Genomic DNA, 22,085 nt, shown 5'->3' with positions numbered 1-22,085 from the left:
GCGCGATGGCGGTGCCGCGTGCGTATCAGTACGCGTTGCGGTGAGACCAGCCGCGCAGGGCGGTGGCCAGGACGATGCGCATGTCGAGGGCGAACGACCAGTTGCGCAGGTAGTGGAGATCGGCTTCGACGCGGCGCTGCATCTTTTCGACGCGGTCGGTCTCGCCGCGCAGGCCGTTGATCTGCGCCCATCCGGTGATGCCGGGCTTGACGCGGTAGCGGTGGATGTAGCCGTCGACGATCTTCCGGTAGAGGTCGTCGTGTTCGAGCGCGTGCGGGCGCGGGCCGACGACCGACATCTCGCCGCGCAGCACGTTGAGGAACTGCGGCAGCTCGTCGAGGCTCGTGCGACGCAGGAACGCGCCGACCCGCGTGATGCGCGGATCGGCGCGCGTCGCCTGGCACACTTCGCCGCCCGCGTCGTGCAGCCGCATCGTGCGGAACTTGAAGATCGTGAACGCCTGGCCGTCCGCGCCCTTGCGCTGCTGGCGGAACAGCACGGGGCCGTTCGACGACAGCCGGACCGCCGCGGCGATCGCGAGCAGCAGCGGCGCCAGGCCGACGAGGACGGTGGCCGCGAACACGCGATCGAAGATCGCCTTGTGCAGCAGCGCGCGCGACGACAGCGGCGACGCGACCAGGTTGATCGCCGGTGCGCCGACGAGGTCGATCATCTCGCCGTCGAACATCGCGAGCTTGCTGACGTCGGGCACGAAGCGGATGTTGACGAGATCGTCGCGGAACGCGTCGAGCACGGCCATCACGATGCGCGCCTCGCCGATCGGCAGCGCGAGCCAGACTTCGGGAATCGCGTGCGTGCGGACATGCTGGGCGAACGTATCGCGATCGCAAAAGCGCGGCATGCCGTCGGGGCTCGTCGGGTTGGCGCTGGCGATATCGAACGTCGCGGCTGCGCGGAATCCGGCCGACGGTGCGCTGGCGATGCGGTCGAGGACGGCGTCGCGATGGGCGCCGGTGCCGACGATCGCGACGAGACGATCGCTTTCCTGCGGGCGGCCGATCCGTTCGAGCGTCGTGCCGGCGACGACGCGCGATGCGACGAGCGCGATGCCGCTCGTCGCCGTCCAGAGCAGGTACCAGGGCAGCGGAATGGCCAGCGTCGGCGCGAGCACCCGCATCACGAGCGCCGCGCCGGCCTGCGCCGCCAGCCACGCGAACGCGGTCAGCAGCGCGGTGCGGTGCGTGGGGGTACGGGCGGGCGCGTGATAGAGGCGGAATGCGGGAAACAGCAGCAGCGCAAAGGTCGCCGCGCAGGCAACGGCGGCCAGTTCCGACGACCGATCGACGTCCGGGCCATGCAACACGAGCGCGGCGGCCAGCGCGCCGAACGAGATCAGTGCGACGTCAGCGATACGCGCGATCAGGCCGCCGGCGGTACGCGCTGTGTGCGCGTGCCGTGGTTCGAATGACATATCCATATACCCTTCTGCTGCCGTTCTGATTTAAAGGGACGCCCGTCGTTCCGATCGCGACGCGAAACCGCACGCTCGGCCGTAGCGGAGCGCGGCCGCTGTTTCCACTGCATGGGAAATGCCACCGGGGAAGGAGACGCTGCCTGGGGTGCCGGTCGACCTGATGCGCCGCAACGGTGCTATCCGAGCCTCGCGCGATGAAGGACGAATGCTTGCGAAACGTTGCGGCCGACACGACAGGGTCAATTTTCGGGAAGCGGGGGCCCGATTTAAATAGAACGCCTACTAAATGCCGTGTAAAAGGATTAGTACGTGTACGAATAAGCCGGATTGCTGTCCGAATGGGCGATTGACGAGTCGGACACGTCTTTAGAAAGACGTGCGATGTCGGCGCGCCGAGGCGAACGATTCGCAACGGACGGAAAGCGGCGGGCTAGACAGCGAGGGTTGGGGGCAGCCGAAGAAATGGCGTGCGGGAGGGCGGACGTGTAGGGGGACAACGGCAACGACAACGACAACGACAACGACAACGACAACGGCGATCCGGGCGATCGCCGTGATCCAGGCGCCGGCGCGCGACTTTGGCGCACCGGCGTTTCATCTCGAATGCCTCAACCGTTCCGGAAAATCTCGCTATACGCGCTCAACGCCGGCACGCCGCCGAGATGGGCATACAGCACCTTCGACCCCGGCTCGAATTCCCCGAGCCGTACCTTGTCGACCATCCCGTGCATCGACTTCCCTTCGTAGACCGGATCCGTCAGCATGCCTTCGAGCCGCGCGCACAGGCGAATCGCTTCGAGCGTGCCGTCGTTCGGCAGCCCGTATTCGGGGCCGGCGTAGCGCGTGTCGAGCACCACGTCCGCGGCGGTGATCGGCCGGCCCAGATCGACGAGTTCGGCGGTGTGCCGCGCGATGCGCGTGATCTGCTCGTGCGTGCGCTCGGGCGTGGCCGATGCGTCGATCCCGATCACGCGGTCGGCCCGCCCGTCGGCCGCGAAGCCGACGACCATCCCCGCCTGCGTGCTGCCCGTCACCGAGCACACGACGATGTAGTCGAACCTGAAGCCGAGTTGCGCCTCCTGCGCACGCACTTCTTCCGCGAACCCGACGAAGCCGAGCCCGCCGAGCGGATGCTCGGAACAGCCGGCCGGGATCGGGTAAGGCTTGCCGCCCGCCTGCCGCACGCGCTCCATCGCTTCTTCCCAACTGCGGCGAATGCCGATGTCGAAGCCGTCGGACACGAGCCGCACGTCCGCGCCCATCATGCGCGACAGCTGGATGTTGCCGACCCGGTCGTACACCGGATCGTCGTAGTTGACCCAGTGCTCCTGCACGAGCACGCATTTCATCCCGAGATGCGCGGCGACGGCGGCGACCTGGCGCGTCTGGTTCGATTGCACGCCGCCGATCGACACGAGCGTATCCGCGCCCTGCGCGAGCGCATCGGGGACGAGGTATTCGAGCTTGCGCGTCTTGTTGCCGCCGAACGCGAGGCCGCTGTTGCAGTCCTCGCGCTTCGCATACAGCTCGACCTTGCCGCCGAGGTGTTCGCTCAGGCGCTTGAGCGGCTGGATCGGCGTCGGGCCGAACGTGAGCGGATAACGGGCGAAACGTTGCAGGTTCATCGGCGGGCTCCGGAAAGCAGGGGGCAGGGCGGGAAATCGGTTCGCTCGGTTGCGGCCGGCAGGCCGTGTTCCGACCAGAAAAATGATAGGCAGAAGCGCGAGAAATGAGCTTGCGAAATAAATTGCACCGGCCTACGTTATGGACGATACGAGAACATGACAAGCAATTTTGATTCGCAGAACAGGAGGGCGACGCAATGAAATTAGATCGAGACAGCGCATCGCCGGCCGACGCCGCACCGGCGCTCGATCGCATCGACCGCGCGATCCTGCGGCAGTTGCAGCAGGACGCGTCGATCTCCAACGTGAGCCTCGCGGCGAAGGTGAAGCTGAGTGCGCCGGCGTGCCTGCGGCGCGTCGAGCGGTTGAAGGAAATGGGGCTGATCCGCGGCATCGTTGCGCTGCTCGACCCGAAGCTGCTCGGTGCGGGGATGCTGGTCGTGATCGGCTTCGTGCTGGATCGCTCGACGCCCGAAGCGTTCGCCGCGTTCGAGAAGGCCGCGCAGAAAGTGTCGGGGTGCGTCGAGTGTCACGTCGTGACCGGCGAATTCGACTACTTCATGCTGGTGCGCACGCGCGACAACGACAGCTTCAACCGGTTGCACGCCGAACAGCTGCTGTACCTGCCGGGGGTGCGGCAGGTGCGCTCGTTCATGGTGCTCAAGGAGATTCTGTCGACGCATGCGCTGCCGTTGTAAACAGGCGTGTTCGACGAATGCGCGCCGGACTGGCGCTTGCCATCCCCGTCAACCCGTCCATTTGCCGACGAAACGGCGACAGTCGCCCGACACCGCCGAAAGGGACCGAACGAGACGCACCCAAGCGCGTCGCATCTTCACGACGCGGCGCGAAACGATCGCGTATGCTCGTCCGTTCGGTGGCGCAGGCGGCCACCGCAGCCGATTCATTCGTGTGACGACCCATCAACGAGCGAGGACAGCATGGCCAAACAGACGATGGCGGAATATCTGGCGAAGACGCTGGCGGCAGCCGGCGTCGAGCGCATCTGGGGCGTGACGGGCGACAGCCTGAACGGCCTGTCGTTCAGCCTGAGCCAGATCGGCTCGATCCGCTGGATGCATACGCGGCACGAGGAAAGCGCCGCGTTCGCGGCCGGCGCGGATGCCGCGTCGACCGGGCGGCTCGCGGTGTGCGCGGGCAGCTGCGGCCCCGGCAACCTGCACCTGATCAACGGCCTCTACGACTGCCACCGCAATCACCAGCCGGTGCTCGCGATCGCCGCGCACATTCCGTCGACCGAGATCGGCCTCGGCTACTTCCAGGAAACCCATCCGCAGGAACTGTTCCGCGAATGCAGCCATTTCGCGGAGCTGGTGACGAACGCGTCGCAGTTCCCGCGCGTGCTCGCGCGCGCGATGCGCACCGCGATCGACGAGCGCGGCGTCGCGGTGATCGTGCTGCCGGGCGACATCGCGCTCGGCGACGGCCCGGAAGAGCCGGCGGCGTGGAGCGAAGCGGCGCCGCCGTCGATCCTGCCGGCCGATGCCGATCTCGACCGGCTCGCGGCGCTGCTCAACGCGTCCGACGCGGTCACGCTGCTGTGCGGCAGCGGCACGCAGGGCGCGCACGACGAGGTGGTCGCGCTGGCCGATACGCTCGGCGCGCCGGTCGTGCATGCGCTGCGCGGCAAGCAGTTCGTCGAATGGGATAACCCGTTCGATGTGGGGATGACGGGGCTGATCGGCTTCAGCTCGGGCTATCACGCGATGGAATCGTGCGACACGCTGCTGATGCTCGGCACGGATTTCCCGTACCGGCCGTTCTATCCGTCGAACGCGAAGATTGCGCAGATCGACTGGAAGGGCTCGCAGCTCGGCCATCGCGCGCCGCTCGCGCTCGGCCTCGTCGGCACCGTGAAGGAAACGATCGCGGCGCTGCTGCCGCGCTTGACGCGCAAGACGCAGCGGCGTTTCCTCGAGAATGCGTTGAAGCACTACGCGGCGGCGCGCAAGGGGCTCGACGATCTCGCGGTGGCCGAGCCGCCGGGCCGCGCGATCCATCCGCAATACCTGACGAAGATCGTCGACGAAGTCGCGGCGGAAGACGCGATCTTCACGGCCGACGTCGGCACGCCGACGCTGTGGGCCGCGCGCTACCTGACGATGAACGGCAAGCGTCAATTGCACGGTTCGTTCAATCACGGCTCGATGGCGAACGCGATGCCGCAGGCGCTCGGCGCGCAGGGGGCGCATCCGGGGCGTCAGGTGGTGTCGTTGTCGGGCGACGGCGGGCTGTCGATGCTGCTCGGCGATCTGCTGACCGCGCGACAGCTCAAGCTGCCGATCAAGATCGTCGTGTACAACAACAGCCTGCTCGGCTTCGTGTCGATGGAGCTGAAGGCGGCCGGCTATCTCGACACGAACGTCGACCTGAGCCCGACCGACTTCGCGGCGATCGCGAAGGGCGCGGGCATCTTCAGCGTGCGCGTCGAGCACTCGGAGAACGTCGAAGAAGCGCTGCGCATGGCGTTCGCGCATGACGGGCCGGCGGTCGTCGACGTCGTCACGTCGAAGTACGAGCTCGCGATGCCGCCGAAGATCGAACTCGCGCATGCGAAGGGCTTCAGCCTGTTCATGCTGCGCGCGATCTTGAGCGGGCGCGGCGACGAGATCGTCGAGCTGGCGAGAACCAACCTGCGGTAATGCGGTGCCGCGCGCGATGCAGCGGGCAGCGCGCGCGGCGTAACCCATCGACGAACGTGCCGGGGTGCGTTCGTCTTCGCAGCACGCATTGAACAACACAAGCAACATGGCAATCGAGATTCGCGCCTACGAGGCATCCGACCTGCACACGCTGTCGGCCATCTGGTTCGACGCGTCGCTGCTTGCGCATCCGTTTCTCGGCGAGGCGCGGCTGCGCGAGCAGCGCACGCTGATCGAACAGGTTTATCTACCCAACGCGGAAACCTGGGTCGCGTGGCGTGGCGGCGAACCGGTCGGCTTCATCGGTCTGCTCGATGGTTCAATCGGCGGATTGTTCGTCGCGCCGGCGTTGCACGGCCACGGGATCGGCCGCGCGCTGGTCGAGCATGCGCTCGCGCTCAAGGGCACGCTCGATCTGGAGGTGTATGCCGACAATCGCGATGCCCGCGCGTTCTATGCACGGCTCGGCTTCGACGAAATTTCGCGGCGCGACGAGGACGACGAAGGCCTGCCGTTCGCGAACATCCTGATGCGCGCCACGCGCTGAGCGTGTGCTGCGCGGCCGGGCATCAGCCGCGATTGCGCTCAGGCAGGCGCTGCTTCGCGCCCCGCGGCCACCCACTCACGCACGGCCTCGACGAACAGCCGCAGCGCCGCCGGCGGATGCCGGTTCGCCGGATAGTAGCGGCACAGCGCGCCGAAATCCTGGCTCCATTCCGGCAAGACATGCACGAGCCGCCCGGCGGCGACATGATCGGCCACGCGCGATTCCGTGACCCACGCGATGCCGATGCCGGCCAGCGCGGCGTCGATCATCAGCCCCTGGTTGCCGAGCGTCATCGGCCCGTCGACGTCCACGCTGACGCGCTTGCCCTTGCGGATCAGGTCCCATCGATAGAGCGCGCCGCTTTCGAACCGGTAGCGGATGCACCGATGATCCACGAGATCCTGCGGGCGGGCCGGCGGCGCGTGCCGTGACAGGTAGTCGGGCGACGCCACCGCGACGAAGCGGATCGTGTCGCCGAACTTCACCGCGATCATGTCGCGGGGCACGTCTTCGTGAACGCGGATGCCGGCGTCGAAGCCGTGCTCGACGATGTCGATCAGCCGCGAATCGGTGACGAATTCGACGTGGATGTCCGGATAACGGGCGACGAACGCAGGCAGCACATGCCGGATCAGCGGGCGCGCCGACGCTTCCGACGCGCTGATGCGGATCTGGCCGGATGGCCGGTTGCGGGCGGTGGCCGCGTCGTTCAGCGCGTCTTCGAGATCGGCCACCGCGGGCCGCACACGCAGCAGCAACTGCTCGCCGGCCTCCGTCAGCGCGACGGAGCGCGTGGTGCGGTTGAAGAGACGCACGCCGAGCCGCGCTTCGAGGTGGCGGACCGCATGGCTCAGTGCCGACGGCGATACGCCCAGGATGCGCGCCGCGCCGCTGAAGCTGCGCTGTTCCGCGATCGTGATGAAGGTCGTCAGTTCGCCGATGCCGGTGCGGAGCATTTGTGAATTTTCCTCAGTAACGCATGAAATGGTACGCCGATTGTTGAGCCGTATCCATCAACCTACACTGGCTTCCTCGGCATCCCGTCGATCCTTTTCAACTTCAGCAGGAGAGCGTCATGCAAAAGCGCATGCTTGGTAAGAGCGGCCTCGAAGTCTCGGCAATCGGGCTGGGCTGCATGGGATTGAGTTACGGCTACGGCCCCGCGACCGACACCGCGAGCGGCATCGCATTGATCCGCGCGGCGTTCGAGCGAGGCGTGACGTTCTTCGACACGGCGGAAGCGTATGGCCCGTTTGTCAACGAGGAACTGGTCGGCGAGGCGCTCGCGCCGTTTCGCGACCAGGTCGTGATCGCCACCAAATTCGGTTTCGAGGACGGCCAGCCGATGAAGGGCGTCGACAGCCGGCCGTCGCATATCCGCGAGGTGGCCGACGCGGCGCTGAAGCGGCTGAAGGTCGATCGCATCGACCTGTTCTACCAGCATCGCGTCGATCCGAACGTGCCGATCGAGGAGGTAGCCGGGACAGTCAAGGACCTGATCCGCGAAGGCAAGGTCGCGCATTTCGGGCTGTCGGAAGCCGGTGAGCAGACGATTCGCCGCGCGCACGCGGTGCAGCCGGTCGCCGCGCTGCAAAGCGAGTACTCGCTGTGGTGGCGCGAGCCGGAGGCGCGGATCCTGCCGACGCTCGAGGAACTCGGGATCGGCTTCGTGCCGTTCAGCCCGCTCGGCAAAGGTTTCCTGACCGGCGCGATCGATGCGAACACGACGTTCGCGGAGAACGATTTCCGCAATGTCGTGCCGCGCTTCTCGGAGGAGAACCGCAAGGCGAACGCGGGCCTCGTCGACCTGCTCGGCCGGATCGCGACCGACAAGGGCGCGACGCGCGCGCAGATCGCGCTGGCGTGGCTGCTGGCCCGCAAGCCGTGGATCGTGCCGATCCCGGGCACGACGAAGCTGCACCGGCTAGACGAGAACGTGGGCGCGGCCGCCGTCGTGCTGACGGCCGACGATCTTGCCGCGATCGAGACCGCACTGCAGCAGATCCGGATCGTCGGCGAGCGCTATCCCGCGCATTTCCAGCAGCGCATCGACCGCTGACCGGGCGTGCGCCAGCTGATCCGGCACGAATTGGTCAGGCAAATCAGGGTCAATCTTCACGTCAGCTTAAGTTTGCGTTTCCTAGAATCGATTGACCGTCGCGTGTACAGCGACGGACCGATTCGCCCAGGAGGATGCGCATGAACCCTACCCGTTTCGCCGTAGCCCAGTTCCGCGCGGTCATCGGCACGCCGCCGCTGACCGCGCAAGCGCCGGGGGAGGCCCGCCGATGATGTGGCCGAACGCGTGGCGTGTCTCGGCACTGTTCGTGCGCGAGTGGGTCGGCCGTCCGGCCGCGGTGGGCGCGTTGTGCCCGAGTTCGCGGCAGCTGGCGCGCGAAATGGCCGACGCGGTGCCGGACGGCGACGGGCTGGTCGTCGAACTCGGCGGCGGCACCGGCGCGATCACCGCGGCGTTGCTCGAACGCGGTGTCGCGCCGCGGCGGCTCGTGGTGGTCGAACGTTCGCCGGCGTTCGTCCAGCATCTGCGGCGACGCTTTCCGGGCATCACGATCGTGTCGGGCGACGCGCGGCAGCTCGAACGGCTGCTGCCGACCGAGGCACGCGTCGACGCGATCGTGTCGTGCCTGCCGCTGCGCACGCTGCCGCGTCAGGACGTGACGGCCATCATCGACCAGTGCCATCGCGTGCTGTCGGCCGACGGCGTGATGATTCAGTTCACGTACGACCTGCGGCCGCCCGGCCGTCATCCGCTCGGCGATTCGGCATTTGTTGCCTGCGGCAGCCGGATCGTGTGGGCAAACATACCGCCCGCGCGCATCGTGACCGTGCGCAGCGTCGCCGCCGAACACGCGGAATGACGTCGTCGCGCGTGGGGCGCCCGATCGTGGCGCCTCGCTCTCGCCTTTCATAAATCCTTCTAATCCTTCCAATTGCCATTCATATTGCCGTCACATCAGGTTCCTACCATCGCCTTTCATTTCGAAAGCATCAATGGCGGGGGGAGCGGGCAACATGAATCGAATCAAACTGGCGGCGCTGCTGTGCGCGGGCGCCTTTGCACTGGCCGGATGCGGCAGCGACGACGGCCCGACCAGCACGGCGCCCGCGCCCGTGCAGGCGGCGGCGCGCAACGTGATCTTTTTCCTCGGCGACGGCATGGGGATCACGACGCTGACGGCCGCGCGCATCTACGCGGTCGGTGAAGACGGCGCGCTCACGATCGACACGCTGCCCGAAACCGCGTTCGTGAAGACCTATTCCAACGATGCGCAGGTGACGGACAGCGCACCGTCGATGTCGGCGTACATGACCGGCGTCAAGACCAACAACGAAGTGATCTCGATGTCGCCCGACACGAAGGCGATCGAGCCGACCGCGAGCCTCACCGGCAACTGCGGCGCGAACAACGGCAAATCGGCTGCGACGCTGCTCGAGATCGCGAAGGCGCAGGGGCTGGCCACCGGTGTCGTGACGACCACGCGCGTCACGCACGCCACGCCGGCGGCGACGTATGCGCACGTGTGCCATCGCGACGCCGAGAACGACATCGCCGCGCAGCTCGTGCCGGGCGGCGCGGGCTACAACGGCGCGCTGGGCGACGGCGTCGACGTCGTGCTCGGCGGCGGCACGCAATTCTTCGTGCCGAAGGACGGCGGCGGCAAGCGCACCGACGGCCGCAACCTGGTCAACGAGCTGAAGGTGAAGGGCTATGCGGTCGCGCAGAACCGCGACGACCTGCTGGCCGCCGATGCGACGAAGGGCGGCAAGCTGGTCGGCCTGTTCGCGTCGAGCCACATGAGCTACGACCTCGATCGCGGCGCGACCAAGGAGCCGAGCCTCACCGACATGGCGACGCGCGCGCTCGACGTGCTGCAGAAGAACCCGAACGGCTATTTCCTGATGGTCGAAGGCGGCCGGATCGACCACGCGCTGCACGACACCAATGCGAAGCGCGCGCTGCAGGACACGGTCGCGTTCGACAACGCGATCAAGGCCACGATCGACAAGGTGCGCAAGACCGATCCCGACCTGAAGAACACGCTGATCGTCGTCACGGCCGATCACGACCACACGCTGGTGCTGAACGGCTATGCGGCGCGCACCGGCAAGACCGAGGCGGGCAAGCCCGGCGTGCTGGGCGTGCTGCGCAGCTACCAGACCGGCGCGGTCGCGAAGGATGCGGACGGCGCGCCGTACACGATCATCGGCTTCGGCAACGGCGAGAACCGCGTGCAGGGCAGCCGCGCGGGCACCACGCTCACCGACGCGGTGACGGGCGCCGACGACTATCGCCAGGAGGCGGTCGTGCGCATGGACAAGGGCAGCGAGACGCACGGCGGCACCGATGTGTTCCTCGGTGCGATCGGCCGCGGCGCGGATGCGTTCCACGGCGTGATCGAGAACAACAAGGTCTTCGAGCTGGTGCGCAACGCGGTGCAGCTGTGAGCGCCGACCAAACGGGTACAGGGGAATACAGGATGTCGACCATCAAGTGCATCGCGGCGGCGCTGGCCGTCGCGGGTTTCGCGTGCGGCGCGGCGCAGGCCGCCGGCCAGGCGAAGAACGTGATTTTCTTTCTCGGCGACGGCATGGGGCCGACGACCGTGACGGCGAGCCGGATCTACAAGGTCGGCGAGTCGGGACAACTGACGATGGAGAAGCTGGCCCGCACCGCGCGCGTCAAGACCTTCTCGAACGACGCGCAGACGACCGACAGCGCACCGTCGATGGCCGCGTACATGACCGGCGTGAAGATGAACAACGAAGTGCTGTCGATGTCGTCGGACACGCGCGCGGTCGCGCCGGGCAGCGACGCCAACGGCAACAAGACCGTCAACAACTGCGCGCCGGGCAACGGCCAGCCGGTCGCGACGCTGCTGGAACTCGCGAAGGCGCGCGGCAAGGCGGTGGGTGCGATCACGACGACGGAACTCACGCACGCGACGCCCGCCGCGACCTATTCGCACATCTGCCATCGCGACGCGCAGTACGACATCGCCGCGCAGGCGGCGCCGGGCGGCGCGGGCTACAACGCGGCGCTCGGCGACGGCGTCGACGTGCTGATGGGCGGCGGCCGCAACCACTGGACGCCGTTCGATCCGGTGGCGAACAAGCGCGGCCGCGCGGACGGGCGCAACCTGCTCAACGAGATGAAGGCGAAGGGCTACACGGTCGTCGCGACCCGCGATCAGCTCGCGCAGGCCGGCAACGGCAAGCTGGTCGGTCTCTTCAGTTCGACGAGCCACCTCGAGTACGAACTCGACCGTGTCGCGGGCAAGGGCGAAGGGCCGACGCAGCCGAGCCTCGCCGAGATGACGTCGAAGGCGATCGACGTGCTGTCGAAGAATTCGAACGGCTATTTCCTGATGGTCGAGGGCGGCCGGATCGATCACGCGCTGCACGGCACCAACGCGAAGCGTGCGCTGGAGGACACGGCGGCGTTCGACGAGGCGATCCGCGTCGCGTTGTCGAAGGTCGACCTGTCGAACACGCTGATCGTCGTGACGGCCGACCACGACCACACGATGACGATCAACGGCTATTCGAAGCGCGGCAACCCGATTCTCGACATCAGCCGCAACTATCGCGACGGCCAGCCGAGCAAGGACGCCGACGGCAACACCTACACGACGCTGGTGTTCGGCAACGGCGCGAACCGGCCGAACGTGCGTGCGTCGGTCGATTCGGCCACCGCGACGAATGAGGCGTATCTGCAGGAAGTCGGGGTGCGGATGGGCAGCGCGGGCTCGGAGACGCACGGCGGCGGCGACGTGATGCTGTTCGCCGACGGCGCGGACGCGAAGGCGTTCAAGGGCACGATCGACAACACGAAGGTGTTCGGTCTCGTGCGCTCGGCGTTCGGTTTCTGAATCCGTTGACTGCATGAGGAACGGGAACGCCCGATGAAACGTCAGCTTCTCTGCGTGCTCGCCTGCGGGTGGGTTGCGCTGCCGGCTCTTGCAGCGGCCGATCTCGACGCCGTGCTGCTGCACGAGAGCCGCACGGTGTCGGCCGATGGCGTGACGCGCACGACGATGTATCGCGAACGGATGGTGCGCCGTGACGGGCACGTGTGGGTCGAACGCGTGCTGCCCGTCGCGGCGGCGGGTGGTCACGGTAATGATCACGACCACGACCACGACGCGGGCGTTCGCACCGGCGTGCAGCCGGCCGCTGCCCACGCGGGCCACAAGCACTTCAACTTCCAGGCGGCCGCGCGGCACGTGACGTACGACGGCAAGACGGCGCGCATCGAGTACGTGGACGCGGCGAACCGGACGGTCGTCAGCGTGCCGCCGGCCGAGTACGAAACCACGGGCTTCGACGGCTCGTGGGACAACGCGTACTACGTCACGCCGCCGTCGCAGTTGAAGCGGCTCGCGGTGGCGAAGCGCGGCGACGTGCCCGGCACCCGCTGGTACGAGCAGGCGATCGACACGCCCGGCGCGCGCGGCGTGAACCGGATCCTGTGGAGCGAGACGCTGCAGGCGCCGCTGTCGGTCGAGTACCGGAGCGCCGACGGCCGCGTGGTGCGCAAGCTGACGCTGACACCGGCGGCGGCCGCGCGGCGGGAGACGTTGCCGTGGCAGGCGCTCGCCAGCTATACGCGCAAGGAATACGCGGATTATCTCGACTGATCGACGAGGTCGACCGTCTGTACGCGGGGCTTGCGGTCAGGCCGGCCGGTATCGTCAAGCGATACGGCCGGGCCCTGGCCGATTTCTTTCTCCCGGCGACCCGGCAGCGATGGCCGATGACACGCTAGAAGCGCGCGCCATCCGGCACGCGCGTTGAAGGCCGCGACGCGACTCGCTTGATGAGGCGGTCGAGCGGCGTCGCATAGCCGCGCGCGATCGCCGTGCTCAGTGCCGCCGACAACACCAGATACGCAATCAGCAACAGCAGCTTCGTGTCGCCGTGCGTGGCCGACGGCGGCCAGAACGTGCGCAGCCCGCCGAGCACGATCAGGTGGAACAGGTACAGCTCGTAGCTGAGCTTGCCGGCGCGGCCCAGCGGCGCGAGCAGGCGGCCGTGCACACGCTCGCCGTTGACGTGCGCGCCGATCAGCAGCACGGCCGTGCCGAGCGCCATCGCGGTGACGCCGGCGACATGGCTTTCCGCGATCGGCCTGGCCAGATAAAGCGCGGCCATCGCCGCCGCGACGGGCCACTGCACGAGCGGCGCGGCCAGCCGCTGCCCGTTCACGCGCTCGGCCAGCAGCGCGGTGCAGCAGCCGATCGCGATCCCGTCGAACGACGCGAAGTACGCATAGAGGAACCCGCCTTCATCACCGGCGTGCGTGAAGCGGTACACGGGCCCGATCGCGGCGATGACCACCCAGAACGCGACGAGCCGCGCATCGCGGCGCAACGCGATGCACAGCAGCGGAAACGACAGGTAGAACACCTCTTCGACCGACAGCGACCACAGCACGCCGAGCGCGTAGTTGACCCACCCGTACGCGCCGATCAGCACGTTCATCCAGAACGTCAGCGACGCGAGGTTCACGAGCCAGAACGACACGGCGATGCCCTCCGGCGCATGGTTCTGGAAGATCGGCACGCCGGCCGCCGCAAGGCAGTTGACGAGCGCGAGCAGCAGGAGCAGGCACGGGACGATGCGCGCGAGTCGCGACACGTAGAACGCACGCACGTCGATCGCGCTGAGGCTGCCCCAGCGGCGGCGCGCATTCGACGTGATCAGGTAGCCGGAGATCACGAAGAACATCGTCACGCCGTAGTTGCCGTTGCGCGCGATCGCATGCACGGCATCCCAGCCGAATACGCGGGCGAGCGACGTGTCGCGCAGCGAGTAGGGGATGTTGAAGTGATGCAGCAGGACGAGCACGATCGACACGCCGCGCAGCAGGTCGATCCGCGCGTTGCGCGGGCCGGTGCTCATTGCGGCCTGCCCGGTTCGGCGAGGGCCGGCAGTGTCGCCAGGAACGTATCGCGTGCGCGCAGGCCGGCGTTCGGCGTCTGCCGCTCGTCGTCCTGGATCAGGTACGCGAACGCGACCTTGCGCGGCCCCTTGGCCGCCCAGCCGACGAACCAGCCGTACGCGTGCGACGCATCGTACTTGCGCCCCGGCGACCCGGTGCCCGTCTTGCCATGCACGATCCAGCCGTCGGGCTGCGTGTCGATCAGCGTGATGCGCTCGGTCATGTCGAACGCGTGTGCGCTGACGGGCAGCGTCCGGTTCGCGATCTTGCGCATGAAGGCGACCTGCTCGAGCGGCGAGATGCGCAGCGACGCGTTGACCCACGCGCCCATCACACCGTTCAGTTCGCCCGTCGGGCTGGTCGCATCTTCGTTGCCGTAGCCGAATGCGGTCGTGTACTGCTGGAAGCGCGCCTGCCCGAGCGCCTGCGTGACCTGCTGCGAGTACCAGAAGATCGACAGCTTCATCCAGCGCGCCGGGTCGGTCGGCTCGCGCCACGGTGCGCCGCCCCAGTCGGGGTAGCCGGCGTGGAAGTCGAGCGTCGGCGTGTGCATGTCTTTCAGGACGCCCGCATCGAAGCCCATCAGGCTGATGGCGACCTTGAACGTCGACGCCGGCGTCACGCGGGTCGCGCAGTCGCCTTGCTGCACGAGCAGCTGGCCGGTGGCGGCGTCGGCGACGACGGTGCAGATCGGGCGGGCATCGGAAGTCGCGGCGGCCAGGAGGCCGGCGGCGAAGGTGAACAGCGCGCGGCGCCAGTGCTTCAAGTGACACTCCTCGGGGATGGGCTGTGGGTGCGCGAAAGGCGGCAGGCCGGGCGCAATGAAGGCGACGGCCGGCATCGGGGATCGTGGGGATGGCGGCCGTCGCGGAGATCCACAGTGTATCGGCGGATGGTCGTCCGTTGACCTGTCACGGTTGACGGGACGAGCGGGCGCTTTTTGCCGATTCCGGCAACATCGGCGGGTCACGCGTGACGGCGCCCATGAAAAAACCCGCCGGCAGGCTTGCGCTTGCGGGCGGGCAAAGACACCTCGGGCAGACCCGCACGGGTGTCGCGTGAAGAACGGAGAACCGGGTTACATCAGAACTTGTGGCGCAGCGCGACGCGCACGGCCACCTGGTTCGACGTCGACGACGGCGCGTCGGTACCGGGGATGAACGCGTTGTCGAGGATCGAGTTCGTCTTGTCGCCGGCGATGTGCTGGTACGCGGCCTGCACGTACACGTCGGTGCGCTTCGACAGGTTGTAGTCGGCCATCAGCCCGGCCGAATGGATCTTCGGCTTCGCGTTGCCGGTCGATGCGTCGTACTTCTCGAGCGACAGCACGTACTGCGCGCCGACCATGAACGCCGGCGTGACCTGGTACGAGCCGTTCACCTCGAAGTTCTGGTACTTGATCGCGCTGACCGTCGCGCCCGGGGCGATGATCGCGCCCGGCGTGCCGAGGTAGCCGTTGCCGGTCGGGTTCTTGTAGTTCGAGTTCGTGTACGCGAAGCCGACCGTCGCCTGGCCGAACGTGTAGTTGATGCCCGCGCCGAACACGCGCATGCGCTCGGCGATGTAGCTCGCGTCGTTCGCGGTGATCGCGCCGGCCGAGCCGTTGCCCGGATGGTTCGCCTGCAGGTACGCGGCGCCGATCAGCAATCCGTTGTTCTGGTACTGCGCGCCGAAGCTGTACGCGCGGTTGTCCGAGAAGCTCGTGCTGTTGCTGAAGCTGTATGCGCCGCCGAACTGGAAGCCGCCGAAGTTCGGGCTCGCGTACTTCACCGTGTTGTCGAGGCGGAACGAGTTGTCGGTGTTGTCGTTGTCGAACGGGTGCGCGAGCAGGTAGCCGCCCCAGTTGCCGTTGGCCGTGGTCGGCGCGAGATAGTCGACGACGGAGTCGTACTGGCGGCCGAACGTCAGCGTGCCGTACTGCGCCTGGCTCAGGCCGACGTACGCCTGGCGGCCGAACATGCGGCCGCCCTGGTTGAGCCGGCCGCTGTTCACGTCGAAGCCGTTCTCGAGCTGGAAGATCGCCTTCATGCCGCCGCCGAGATCCTCGCTGCCCTTCAGGCCCCAGCGGCTGCCCTGCGCGTAGCCGCTCGCCATCTCGTAGACGTGGCCGGTGCCGACGTTGTTCGTATAGTTCAGGCCTTCGTCGATCACGCCGTACAGCGTGACGCTGCTTTGCGCGAACACGGGGGCCGCGAAGGTTGCCGTTACGGCGAGCGCCGTCAGGGTCTTTTTCATTGAGAGATCTCCGTGATATCCAGCTGGTATCGGTTGTCGTGAGCGCGCCCGGCGTGGCGCGCCCCGTCATCCGGGGCGACCCGATGCAGCGCGCGCGGCGCCGGGTCGCGCAACGCGCGGCGGCGCGGCAACCGGCAGCGTCGGGTCGTGTCTCCTCCGATGACACCGCGCATTCTTCCCAAGCCGGCAAGGAACCGAAAGCGAGTAATTTCGATGGATGGGATCGGGTTCGCCAATGGGGTCGCGACAGGCCGTTTCGACAGTCGAAACGGGGCGTGGCGTGCCGCGCTGCAACGCCGGCCGCGCAACGGCCGAACGCGGGGGCGGCGCGGCCCGCGCCGGGTCTTGCACGGGCTCGGAAAATCGGCCGCGAGGCCCGTCCGGCGGGCCTGACAGGGCGCCCAGAGATCGATCGACGCCGCCGATTGCAATGATCGGAATTACTCGTTTCCCTAAACAAATTGGCGGCGGAAACATGCAGGCTGACCGGACGTGGATACGTCCACGCTTCGCCGGTCGCCGCGCATGCCGCGACGCACAAACAACAGATTCGATTTGGAGACGACCCACCATGCAGATTCGACGACTGAAAACGGTCCTTCTCGCCGCCGCGGCGATCCTGTCCGCGCCTGCCGCCCACGCGGCCGGCGGCGCGTGCACCGACGGCAAGACGGTCCATTTCGCGGGCATCACGTGGGAAAGCGGGTCGTTCGCGACCGAAGTGCTGCGGCAGATCATGGAGAAGGGCTACGGCTGCAAGACGGACGTCGTGCCGGGCAGCACGGCCGCCACCGAAACGGCGCTCGCGCGCAATGACCTGCAGATCTGGGCCGAGCAGTGGACGGGCCGCAGCGAGATCACCGCGAAGGCCGTCTCGTCGGGCGCCGTGAAGCTGATCGGCGACACGCTGCCGGGCGGCACGACGGAAGGCTGGTTCGTGCCCGACTACGTGGTGAAGGGCGATCCGGCGCGCAACATCAAGCCGGTCGCGGCGGGGCTCGTGTCGGTCGACGATCTGCCGAAGTACAAGCAGGTGTTCGCCGACGAGGAGGAGCCGGACAAGGGCCGCTTCCTGAACTGCCCGACGGGCTGGGACTGCGAGCGCGTGAACACGCGCCTCTTGCGCGTGCTGAAGCTCGACCAGTCGTACACGAACTTCCACCCGGGCACCGGCGCGGCACTCGACGCGGCGATCGCGTCGGCGTACCAGCGCGGCGCGCCGATCGTGTTCTATTACTGGGGCCCGGCCGCGCTGATGGCGAAATACAAGTTCACCGCGCTGAAGATGCCGGCCTATAACGAAGCCTGCTGGAAGACGTTGCGCGACGAGAGCAGCACGCACCAGTGCGCGTCGTCGTACATGGTGTCGCGGCTGACGGTGGGCGTGTCGAAGCCGTTCGCCGATGCGAACCCCGATCTCGTCGGCGTGTTCGGCAAGGTGCGCTTCCCGATGGACTTCCTGAACCAGACAATCCTCGAGATGACCACGAAGAAGATCGACGGCGCGGCGATGGCCACGCAGTTCCTGAAGACCCGCCAGGACATGTGGAAGCAGTGGGTGCCGGCCGACGTCGCGCAGAAGATCGCCGGCAGCCTGAAGGGCGCGTAACCTGCGCGCGGCGGCGGGCCCGCGCCCGCCGCCGCCGTCACGCGCCTTCGCGGCGCGACGGAGAATCAAATGAACGGCTTCTTTCTGCACCTGTCGATCGCCGACTGGGTGAACGGCGCGCTCGAGACGTTCGTCGCGCAATACGGCGACGGCTTCCATCACTTCAGCGTGCTGGTGCTGCGCTACCTGCTCGTGCCGCTCGAAGGCGCGCTGCGCGTGGCGCCGCCGTGGCTCGTGCTGCTGGTGGTCGGCGCGATCGCGTGGAACGCGACGCGCCGCATCGGCCTCGGCGCGCTCTTCATGCTGCTGCTTTACGCGATCGGCTGCTTCGGCCTGTGGGACAAGCTGATGCAGACGCTCGCGCTGATGCTTGTCGCGACGGTGCTGTCGGTCGCGATCGGCGTGCCGGTCGGCATCCTCGCGTCGCGCAGCGCGTGGCTGCGCCGGATGCTGCTGCCGGTGCTCGACGTGATGCAGACATTGCCGAGCTTCGTGTACCTGATCCCGGTGCTGATGCTGTTCGGCCTCGGCAAGGTGCCCGCGATCCTCGCGACGATCATCTACGCGCTGCCGCCGCTGATCCGCCTGACCGATCTCGGCATCCGCCAGGTCGATCCGGACGTGACGGAAGCCGCGCGCGCATTCGGCACGACGCGCTGGCAATTGCTCGTCAACGTGCAGTTGCCGCTCGCACGGCCGAGCATCATGGCCGGCATCAACCAGACGACGATGATGGCGCTGTCGATGGTCGTGATCGCGTCGATGATCGGCTCGCGCGGGCTCGGCGAGGACGTGCTCGCGGGCATCCAGACGCTCGACGTCGGCAAGGGGACGCAGGCGGGCCTCGCGATCGTGATTCTCGCGATCGTGATCGACCGGATCAGCCAGGGCTTCGGCCAGGAGCGCCGCGCACGGCGGCGGCTCGCGCAGCAGCGCCGGCAGAAGGGCGCGTCGCGCGTGCCGTACCGGCTGCCGCGCAAGGCGTCGTCGGCGGGCGTCGATTCGAATCAGGCGACGCAGTCGTCGCGTGCATAGGAACGGAGGCAGACATGGCGACCATCGACGTCAAACACGTGTACAAGCTGTTCGGGCCGCAGGCCGCGCATGCGCGCGTGCTCGACCTGCTGCGCTCGGGCAAGCGCAAGGCCGAGGTGCTGGCCGAAACGGGCTGCAACGTCGGGCTCAACGACGTGAGCCTCGGCATCGAGTCGGGCGAGATCTTCGTGATCATGGGGCTGTCGGGTTCCGGGAAATCGACGCTCGTGCGGCACTTCAACCGGCTGATCGAGCCGACGGCCGGCGAGATCGTGATCGACGGCAACGACGTGATCAAGCTCGACGCGCACGGGCTGCGCGAGCTGCGCCGCTTCAAGGTCAGCATGGTGTTCCAGAACTTCGGGCTGCTGCCGCACCAGACCGTGCTCGACAACGCCGCGTACGCGCTGCGCACGCGCGGCGAGAAGCGGCACGATGCGGCCGAGGCCGCGCGCAACTGGCTGACGAAGGTCGGGCTCGACGGCTATGGCGATCACTATCCGGACGAGCTGTCGGGCGGGATGCGGCAGCGCGTCGGGCTCGCGCGCGCGCTGGCGGCCGATACCGACGTGCTGCTGATGGACGAGGCTTTCTCCGCGCTTGATCCGCTGATTCGTACCGAGATGCAGGATCAGCTGCTCGAACTGCAGGCGACGCTCGCGAAGACGATCGTGTTCATCACGCACGATCTCGACGAAGCGCTGCGGATCGGCGACCGGATCGCGATTTTGCGCGACGGCACGCTCGTACAGGTCGGGACGCCGGACGATATCCTGTCGCGGCCGGCGGATGACTATGTCCGGCGGTTCGTGGAGAAGCGCACGAGTGTGAACTGACGGGAGCATGAAGAACGGCGCGCCGCGACGGGCGGCGTGCTTTTTTCCGGCGCCATGGCGACGACACGCGATCGCCCACGAAAAACCGCCGCAAGTCTCGTGGACGTGCGGCGGTCTCGTCGTGATCGTCGAACACCGATCCGTGACCAGTAATCAGTAATCCCACAGAACCGGCACGAACCGGAATCCGTCGCCGTTCCTGGCGATATGACCGATGGACGGAAACGCGACGTGCGCGGCGGCCAGCAGCGCGCCGGTCTCGGCGGCTTCATTGAACAGCGCGATACGCACGGCGGCAGCCGTTTCAGGATCGTGCTCGAAGCCGTTTTGCCACTCGGGATGATCGAAGTTGACTTCGAAGATCGCATCGCCCGCGAACGTCAGCTTCTCGCCGTTCGATGCGATGTCCACGACGCAGTGCCCGGGCGTGTGCCCGCCCGTCACGCGCGCCGACACGCCTGCGGCGACTTCCACGGTCTGGTCGAACTGGACGATGTTTTCGCCGTAGAGCGTCACGAACTTCTCGGCCGCCTTGCGCAGGGCCGGCGGCACCGTTTCCGGCATCACCGTCTTGCTGAAGTCCGGATTTTTCCAGAACGCCACTTCCGCGGCCGACACGTGAATGCGCACGTCCGGGCGCAGCTTGGCCTTGACGCCGTCGACGTTCAGCCCGCCGACGTGATCCATGTGCATATGGGTAATCACGATATCGGTGAGCGCGGACAAGTCGATGCCGGCCGATTCCAGACGCATCACCGACTTCCCGGCGCGCGTGAAGTATTCGAAGCCGTCGCCCACGCCGGAGTCGATCAGGATCAGGCGTTCGCCGCTGCGCACGAGCGCGATGTTCAGCGCCCAGTCGAACATGTCGCGTTGCAGGAAACGGCCGTCGAACCAGGCATTGCGGTCCGCTTCGCTCACGTTGGTGGACATGGTGGAGGTCGGCAGCGGCAGAATGCCGTCGCTGATCAGCACGACGTCGACGTCACCCACGCGGACGGCGTAGCGGGACGGCACGAGTTCGCCCGAACCTGGCTTGCCGAGGTCGGAGATAACCGGCTGAACATTGCGGGTGGTTTCGCTCATCATCAATAGTCCTATTCATCGAGTGGGGTAAGTCGCACTGCAGGGTGCGGGTCACGAGCACGACCACGAATTTCGCGCGTTTCGCTTCGCTCGCCTTTCAACCGGGCGTAAGAAGGATTGTAGTCAGGGGGATGAAAGGCGGAAGCACCGGGAGCGCACACATCATGTTGTTCGACGGGCAACAATCGACGACGGGCGGGAAGCGACGGGCAAGGCGACGGGCGGATGGATCGACGCGCCGTTCACCGACCGGGACGCTTCCTATCCGCAGACGGTTGCATGGCGGCTGTACGCTGCGCCGGTGGTGATCGGGCCGGACGCGCATGCGCTTGCCCGTCCGCCTGCGAGCGGGATTCTCCCGGCGAAACGCCGAAGCCCCATGTTTGTCGGCGTGCGGCGAGCGTCGCCGGTTTCGACGTGCGGCCGCTACTTCGTGCCGAGCACGCAAGCGAGCGGATGCGACGGTACCCCGTTGCGATGGATGACCACCGACGCGAAGCCGGCTTCGGTCATGAGGCGAGCCAGCGTGTCGGGTCGGTACGCGTCGTACGGCGCACGCTCGATGTCGCGTACGGTGATCGCGGCGATGCCACCGCTTCTGACGACGCGGCGCAATTCACCCAGGCCGAGCGCCGGGTTGCGCCAGAAGTAGATGCAGTTGATCGAGAAGACCTTGTCGAACGCGTCGTCCGCGAACGGAAGCGCGTCGACGGAGCCGAGCGAGAGCCGTACGCGGCCTTGCTCGATGAACGCGCGATTCAGCTGCCTGGCGGCGGCCAGCATGGTCGCGGAGTGATCGACCCCGGCGATGCGGCAGGATCGGGCGGCTTCAGCGGCGAGCCTGATCGCCTCGCCGGGGCCGAACCCGACTTCGAGTGCCCGCTCGCCGTCGCCGATCGCGAGCAGCGACAGCGTCCACACGTTGTCCGCCCGGTTGACCCGGCGCATGATGCGGCCCACGATCCATCCGACGAGGCCGCGCGGCCGGCCGGGTTGCCTGAGATGAGTGGTCATGGCGTTCTCCTTCCGGTTTGCCCGCGAGCAAACGGCG

Annotated in this window: 19 protein-coding genes; 11 read left to right on the top strand and 8 right to left on the bottom strand. The window is 67.3% G+C overall.

The features are described from left to right. Window positions 1-25 precede the first annotated feature (25 nt). Both QZM35_RS27700 and QZM35_RS27695 read right to left on the bottom strand, forming a co-directional pair. On the bottom strand, window positions 26-1,438 hold the full coding sequence (locus QZM35_RS27700) for an undecaprenyl-phosphate glucose phosphotransferase (RefSeq protein ID WP_301777228.1): 1,413 nt from the start codon (window positions 1,436-1,438) through the stop codon (window positions 26-28). 605 nt (window positions 1,439-2,043) lie between these two features. Further along, window positions 2,044-3,060 carry a 1-aminocyclopropane-1-carboxylate deaminase gene (locus QZM35_RS27695; RefSeq protein WP_174975442.1) on the bottom strand — a complete coding sequence of 339 codons (1,017 nt, stop codon included), beginning with the start codon at window positions 3,058-3,060 and terminating at the stop codon, window positions 2,044-2,046. A 197-nt stretch (window positions 3,061-3,257) separates the two neighbouring features. Between QZM35_RS27695 and QZM35_RS27690 the strand changes: the two genes are divergently transcribed. The 3 genes from QZM35_RS27690 to QZM35_RS27680 all read left to right on the top strand — a co-directional run bounded on the left by QZM35_RS27690 (window position 3,258) and on the right by QZM35_RS27680 (window position 6,270). Beyond that, window positions 3,258-3,758 (top strand): Lrp/AsnC family transcriptional regulator, encoded by a 501-nt coding sequence (locus QZM35_RS27690; RefSeq protein ID WP_089428501.1) that lies wholly within the window; start codon window positions 3,258-3,260, stop codon window positions 3,756-3,758. Between the two features lie 243 nt (window positions 3,759-4,001). Then, a complete protein-coding gene (gene poxB / locus QZM35_RS27685) occupies window positions 4,002-5,723 on the top strand; it encodes a ubiquinone-dependent pyruvate dehydrogenase (RefSeq protein ID WP_089428500.1) in 1,722 nt (573 codons plus the stop codon). Between the two features lie 106 nt (window positions 5,724-5,829). Beyond that, a complete protein-coding gene (locus QZM35_RS27680; RefSeq protein WP_089428499.1) occupies window positions 5,830-6,270 on the top strand; it encodes a GNAT family N-acetyltransferase in 441 nt (146 codons plus the stop codon). A 38-nt stretch (window positions 6,271-6,308) separates the two neighbouring features. On the opposite strand, the gene QZM35_RS27675 is transcribed toward QZM35_RS27680, so the two are convergent. Beyond that, window positions 6,309-7,226 carry a LysR family transcriptional regulator gene (locus tag QZM35_RS27675; RefSeq protein WP_301777227.1) on the bottom strand — a complete coding sequence of 306 codons (918 nt, stop codon included), beginning with the start codon at window positions 7,224-7,226 and terminating at the stop codon, window positions 6,309-6,311. Window positions 7,227-7,345: 119 nt separating this feature from the next. On the opposite strand from QZM35_RS27675, the gene QZM35_RS27670 reads away from it, so the two are divergent. From QZM35_RS27670 to QZM35_RS27650, 5 genes are all read left to right on the top strand, one after another. After that, on the top strand, window positions 7,346-8,329 hold the full coding sequence (locus QZM35_RS27670) for an aldo/keto reductase (RefSeq protein WP_301777226.1): 984 nt from the start codon (window positions 7,346-7,348) through the stop codon (window positions 8,327-8,329). A 229-nt stretch (window positions 8,330-8,558) separates the two neighbouring features. Next, window positions 8,559-9,149 carry a class I SAM-dependent methyltransferase gene (locus QZM35_RS27665; RefSeq protein ID WP_301777225.1) on the top strand — a complete coding sequence of 197 codons (591 nt, stop codon included), beginning with the start codon at window positions 8,559-8,561 and terminating at the stop codon, window positions 9,147-9,149. Between the two features lie 154 nt (window positions 9,150-9,303). Then, window positions 9,304-10,737, top strand: a complete 1,434-nt coding sequence (locus QZM35_RS27660) for an alkaline phosphatase (RefSeq protein ID WP_301777224.1) — start codon at window positions 9,304-9,306, stop codon at window positions 10,735-10,737. 32 nt (window positions 10,738-10,769) lie between these two features. Further along, on the top strand, window positions 10,770-12,161 hold the full coding sequence (locus QZM35_RS27655) for an alkaline phosphatase (RefSeq protein ID WP_166889152.1): 1,392 nt from the start codon (window positions 10,770-10,772) through the stop codon (window positions 12,159-12,161). Window positions 12,162-12,194: 33 nt separating this feature from the next. Then, on the top strand, window positions 12,195-12,929 hold the full coding sequence (locus QZM35_RS27650) for a hypothetical protein (RefSeq protein WP_301777223.1): 735 nt from the start codon (window positions 12,195-12,197) through the stop codon (window positions 12,927-12,929). Window positions 12,930-13,053: 124 nt separating this feature from the next. On the opposite strand, the gene QZM35_RS27645 is transcribed toward QZM35_RS27650, so the two are convergent. The 3 genes from QZM35_RS27645 to QZM35_RS27635 form a co-directional block, all read right to left on the bottom strand. Further along, window positions 13,054-14,193, bottom strand: a complete 1,140-nt coding sequence (locus QZM35_RS27645; protein WP_301777222.1) for an acyltransferase — start codon at window positions 14,191-14,193, stop codon at window positions 13,054-13,056. Then, a complete protein-coding gene (gene blaOXA, locus QZM35_RS27640) occupies window positions 14,190-14,999 on the bottom strand; it encodes an OXA-1043 family class D beta-lactamase (protein WP_089428491.1) in 810 nt (269 codons plus the stop codon). The genes QZM35_RS27645 and blaOXA overlap by 4 nt, the downstream gene beginning before the upstream one ends. Before the next feature lie 317 nt (window positions 15,000-15,316). Beyond that, entirely contained in the window at window positions 15,317-16,468 is a 1,152-nt protein-coding gene (locus tag QZM35_RS27635; RefSeq protein WP_174975434.1) for a porin, read from the bottom strand. 571 nt (window positions 16,469-17,039) lie between these two features. Between QZM35_RS27635 and QZM35_RS27630 the strand changes: the two genes are divergently transcribed. The 3 genes from QZM35_RS27630 to QZM35_RS27620 all read left to right on the top strand — a co-directional run bounded on the left by QZM35_RS27630 (window position 17,040) and on the right by QZM35_RS27620 (window position 19,948). Next, a complete protein-coding gene (locus tag QZM35_RS27630) occupies window positions 17,040-18,077 on the top strand; it encodes an ABC transporter substrate-binding protein (RefSeq protein ID WP_301777221.1) in 1,038 nt (345 codons plus the stop codon). A 69-nt stretch (window positions 18,078-18,146) separates the two neighbouring features. Continuing rightward, window positions 18,147-19,112, top strand: coding sequence for a proline/glycine betaine ABC transporter permease (locus tag QZM35_RS27625; protein WP_174975433.1), 966 nt, complete (start codon window positions 18,147-18,149; stop codon window positions 19,110-19,112). A 14-nt stretch (window positions 19,113-19,126) separates the two neighbouring features. Continuing rightward, window positions 19,127-19,948 carry a glycine betaine/L-proline ABC transporter ATP-binding protein gene (locus QZM35_RS27620; protein ID WP_089432035.1) on the top strand — a complete coding sequence of 274 codons (822 nt, stop codon included), beginning with the start codon at window positions 19,127-19,129 and terminating at the stop codon, window positions 19,946-19,948. Between the two features lie 153 nt (window positions 19,949-20,101). Here QZM35_RS27620 and QZM35_RS27615 read toward each other — a convergent pair whose 3' ends face one another. Both QZM35_RS27615 and QZM35_RS27610 read right to left on the bottom strand, forming a co-directional pair. Beyond that, window positions 20,102-21,034, bottom strand: coding sequence for an MBL fold metallo-hydrolase (locus QZM35_RS27615; protein WP_089428486.1), 933 nt, complete (start codon window positions 21,032-21,034; stop codon window positions 20,102-20,104). A gap of 426 nt (window positions 21,035-21,460) precedes the next feature. Then, window positions 21,461-22,048: a class I SAM-dependent methyltransferase gene (locus QZM35_RS27610; protein WP_179255109.1), complete on the bottom strand. Its 588-nt coding sequence runs from the start codon at window positions 22,046-22,048 to the stop codon at window positions 21,461-21,463. Window positions 22,049-22,085 lie beyond the last annotated feature (37 nt).

It is taken from the genome of Burkholderia sp. AU45274 (genome assembly GCF_030482505.1).
In the GTDB taxonomy this organism is placed as follows: Bacteria; Pseudomonadota; Gammaproteobacteria; order Burkholderiales; family Burkholderiaceae; genus Burkholderia.
Note: the sequence above shows the minus strand (reverse complement) of the source record. Positions and strands in the feature narration are given on the sequence as shown.

Coding starts and splice junctions, on each gene's coding strand:
- QZM35_RS27680 (WP_089428499.1), top strand. CDS start 5,830: ATGGCAATCGAGATTCGCGCCTACGAGGCATCCGACCTGCACACGCTG.
- QZM35_RS27635 (WP_174975434.1), bottom strand. CDS start 16,468: ATGAAAAAGACCCTGACGGCGCTCGCCGTAACGGCAACCTTCGCGGCC.
- QZM35_RS27615 (WP_089428486.1), bottom strand. CDS start 21,034: ATGAGCGAAACCACCCGCAATGTTCAGCCGGTTATCTCCGACCTCGGC.
- poxB (WP_089428500.1), top strand. CDS start 4,002: ATGGCCAAACAGACGATGGCGGAATATCTGGCGAAGACGCTGGCGGCA.
- QZM35_RS27665 (WP_301777225.1), top strand. CDS start 8,559: ATGATGTGGCCGAACGCGTGGCGTGTCTCGGCACTGTTCGTGCGCGAG.
- QZM35_RS27675 (WP_301777227.1), bottom strand. CDS start 7,226: ATGCTCCGCACCGGCATCGGCGAACTGACGACCTTCATCACGATCGCG.
- QZM35_RS27670 (WP_301777226.1), top strand. CDS start 7,346: ATGCAAAAGCGCATGCTTGGTAAGAGCGGCCTCGAAGTCTCGGCAATC.
- QZM35_RS27645 (WP_301777222.1), bottom strand. CDS start 14,193: ATGAGCACCGGCCCGCGCAACGCGCGGATCGACCTGCTGCGCGGCGTG.
- QZM35_RS27695 (WP_174975442.1), bottom strand. CDS start 3,060: ATGAACCTGCAACGTTTCGCCCGTTATCCGCTCACGTTCGGCCCGACG.
- QZM35_RS27660 (WP_301777224.1), top strand. CDS start 9,304: ATGAATCGAATCAAACTGGCGGCGCTGCTGTGCGCGGGCGCCTTTGCA.
- QZM35_RS27655 (WP_166889152.1), top strand. CDS start 10,770: ATGTCGACCATCAAGTGCATCGCGGCGGCGCTGGCCGTCGCGGGTTTC.
- QZM35_RS27690 (WP_089428501.1), top strand. CDS start 3,258: ATGAAATTAGATCGAGACAGCGCATCGCCGGCCGACGCCGCACCGGCG.
- QZM35_RS27650 (WP_301777223.1), top strand. CDS start 12,195: ATGAAACGTCAGCTTCTCTGCGTGCTCGCCTGCGGGTGGGTTGCGCTG.
- QZM35_RS27610 (WP_179255109.1), bottom strand. CDS start 22,048: ATGACCACTCATCTCAGGCAACCCGGCCGGCCGCGCGGCCTCGTCGGA.
- QZM35_RS27625 (WP_174975433.1), top strand. CDS start 18,147: ATGAACGGCTTCTTTCTGCACCTGTCGATCGCCGACTGGGTGAACGGC.
- QZM35_RS27620 (WP_089432035.1), top strand. CDS start 19,127: ATGGCGACCATCGACGTCAAACACGTGTACAAGCTGTTCGGGCCGCAG.
- QZM35_RS27700 (WP_301777228.1), bottom strand. CDS start 1,438: ATGGATATGTCATTCGAACCACGGCACGCGCACACAGCGCGTACCGCC.
- QZM35_RS27630 (WP_301777221.1), top strand. CDS start 17,040: ATGCAGATTCGACGACTGAAAACGGTCCTTCTCGCCGCCGCGGCGATC.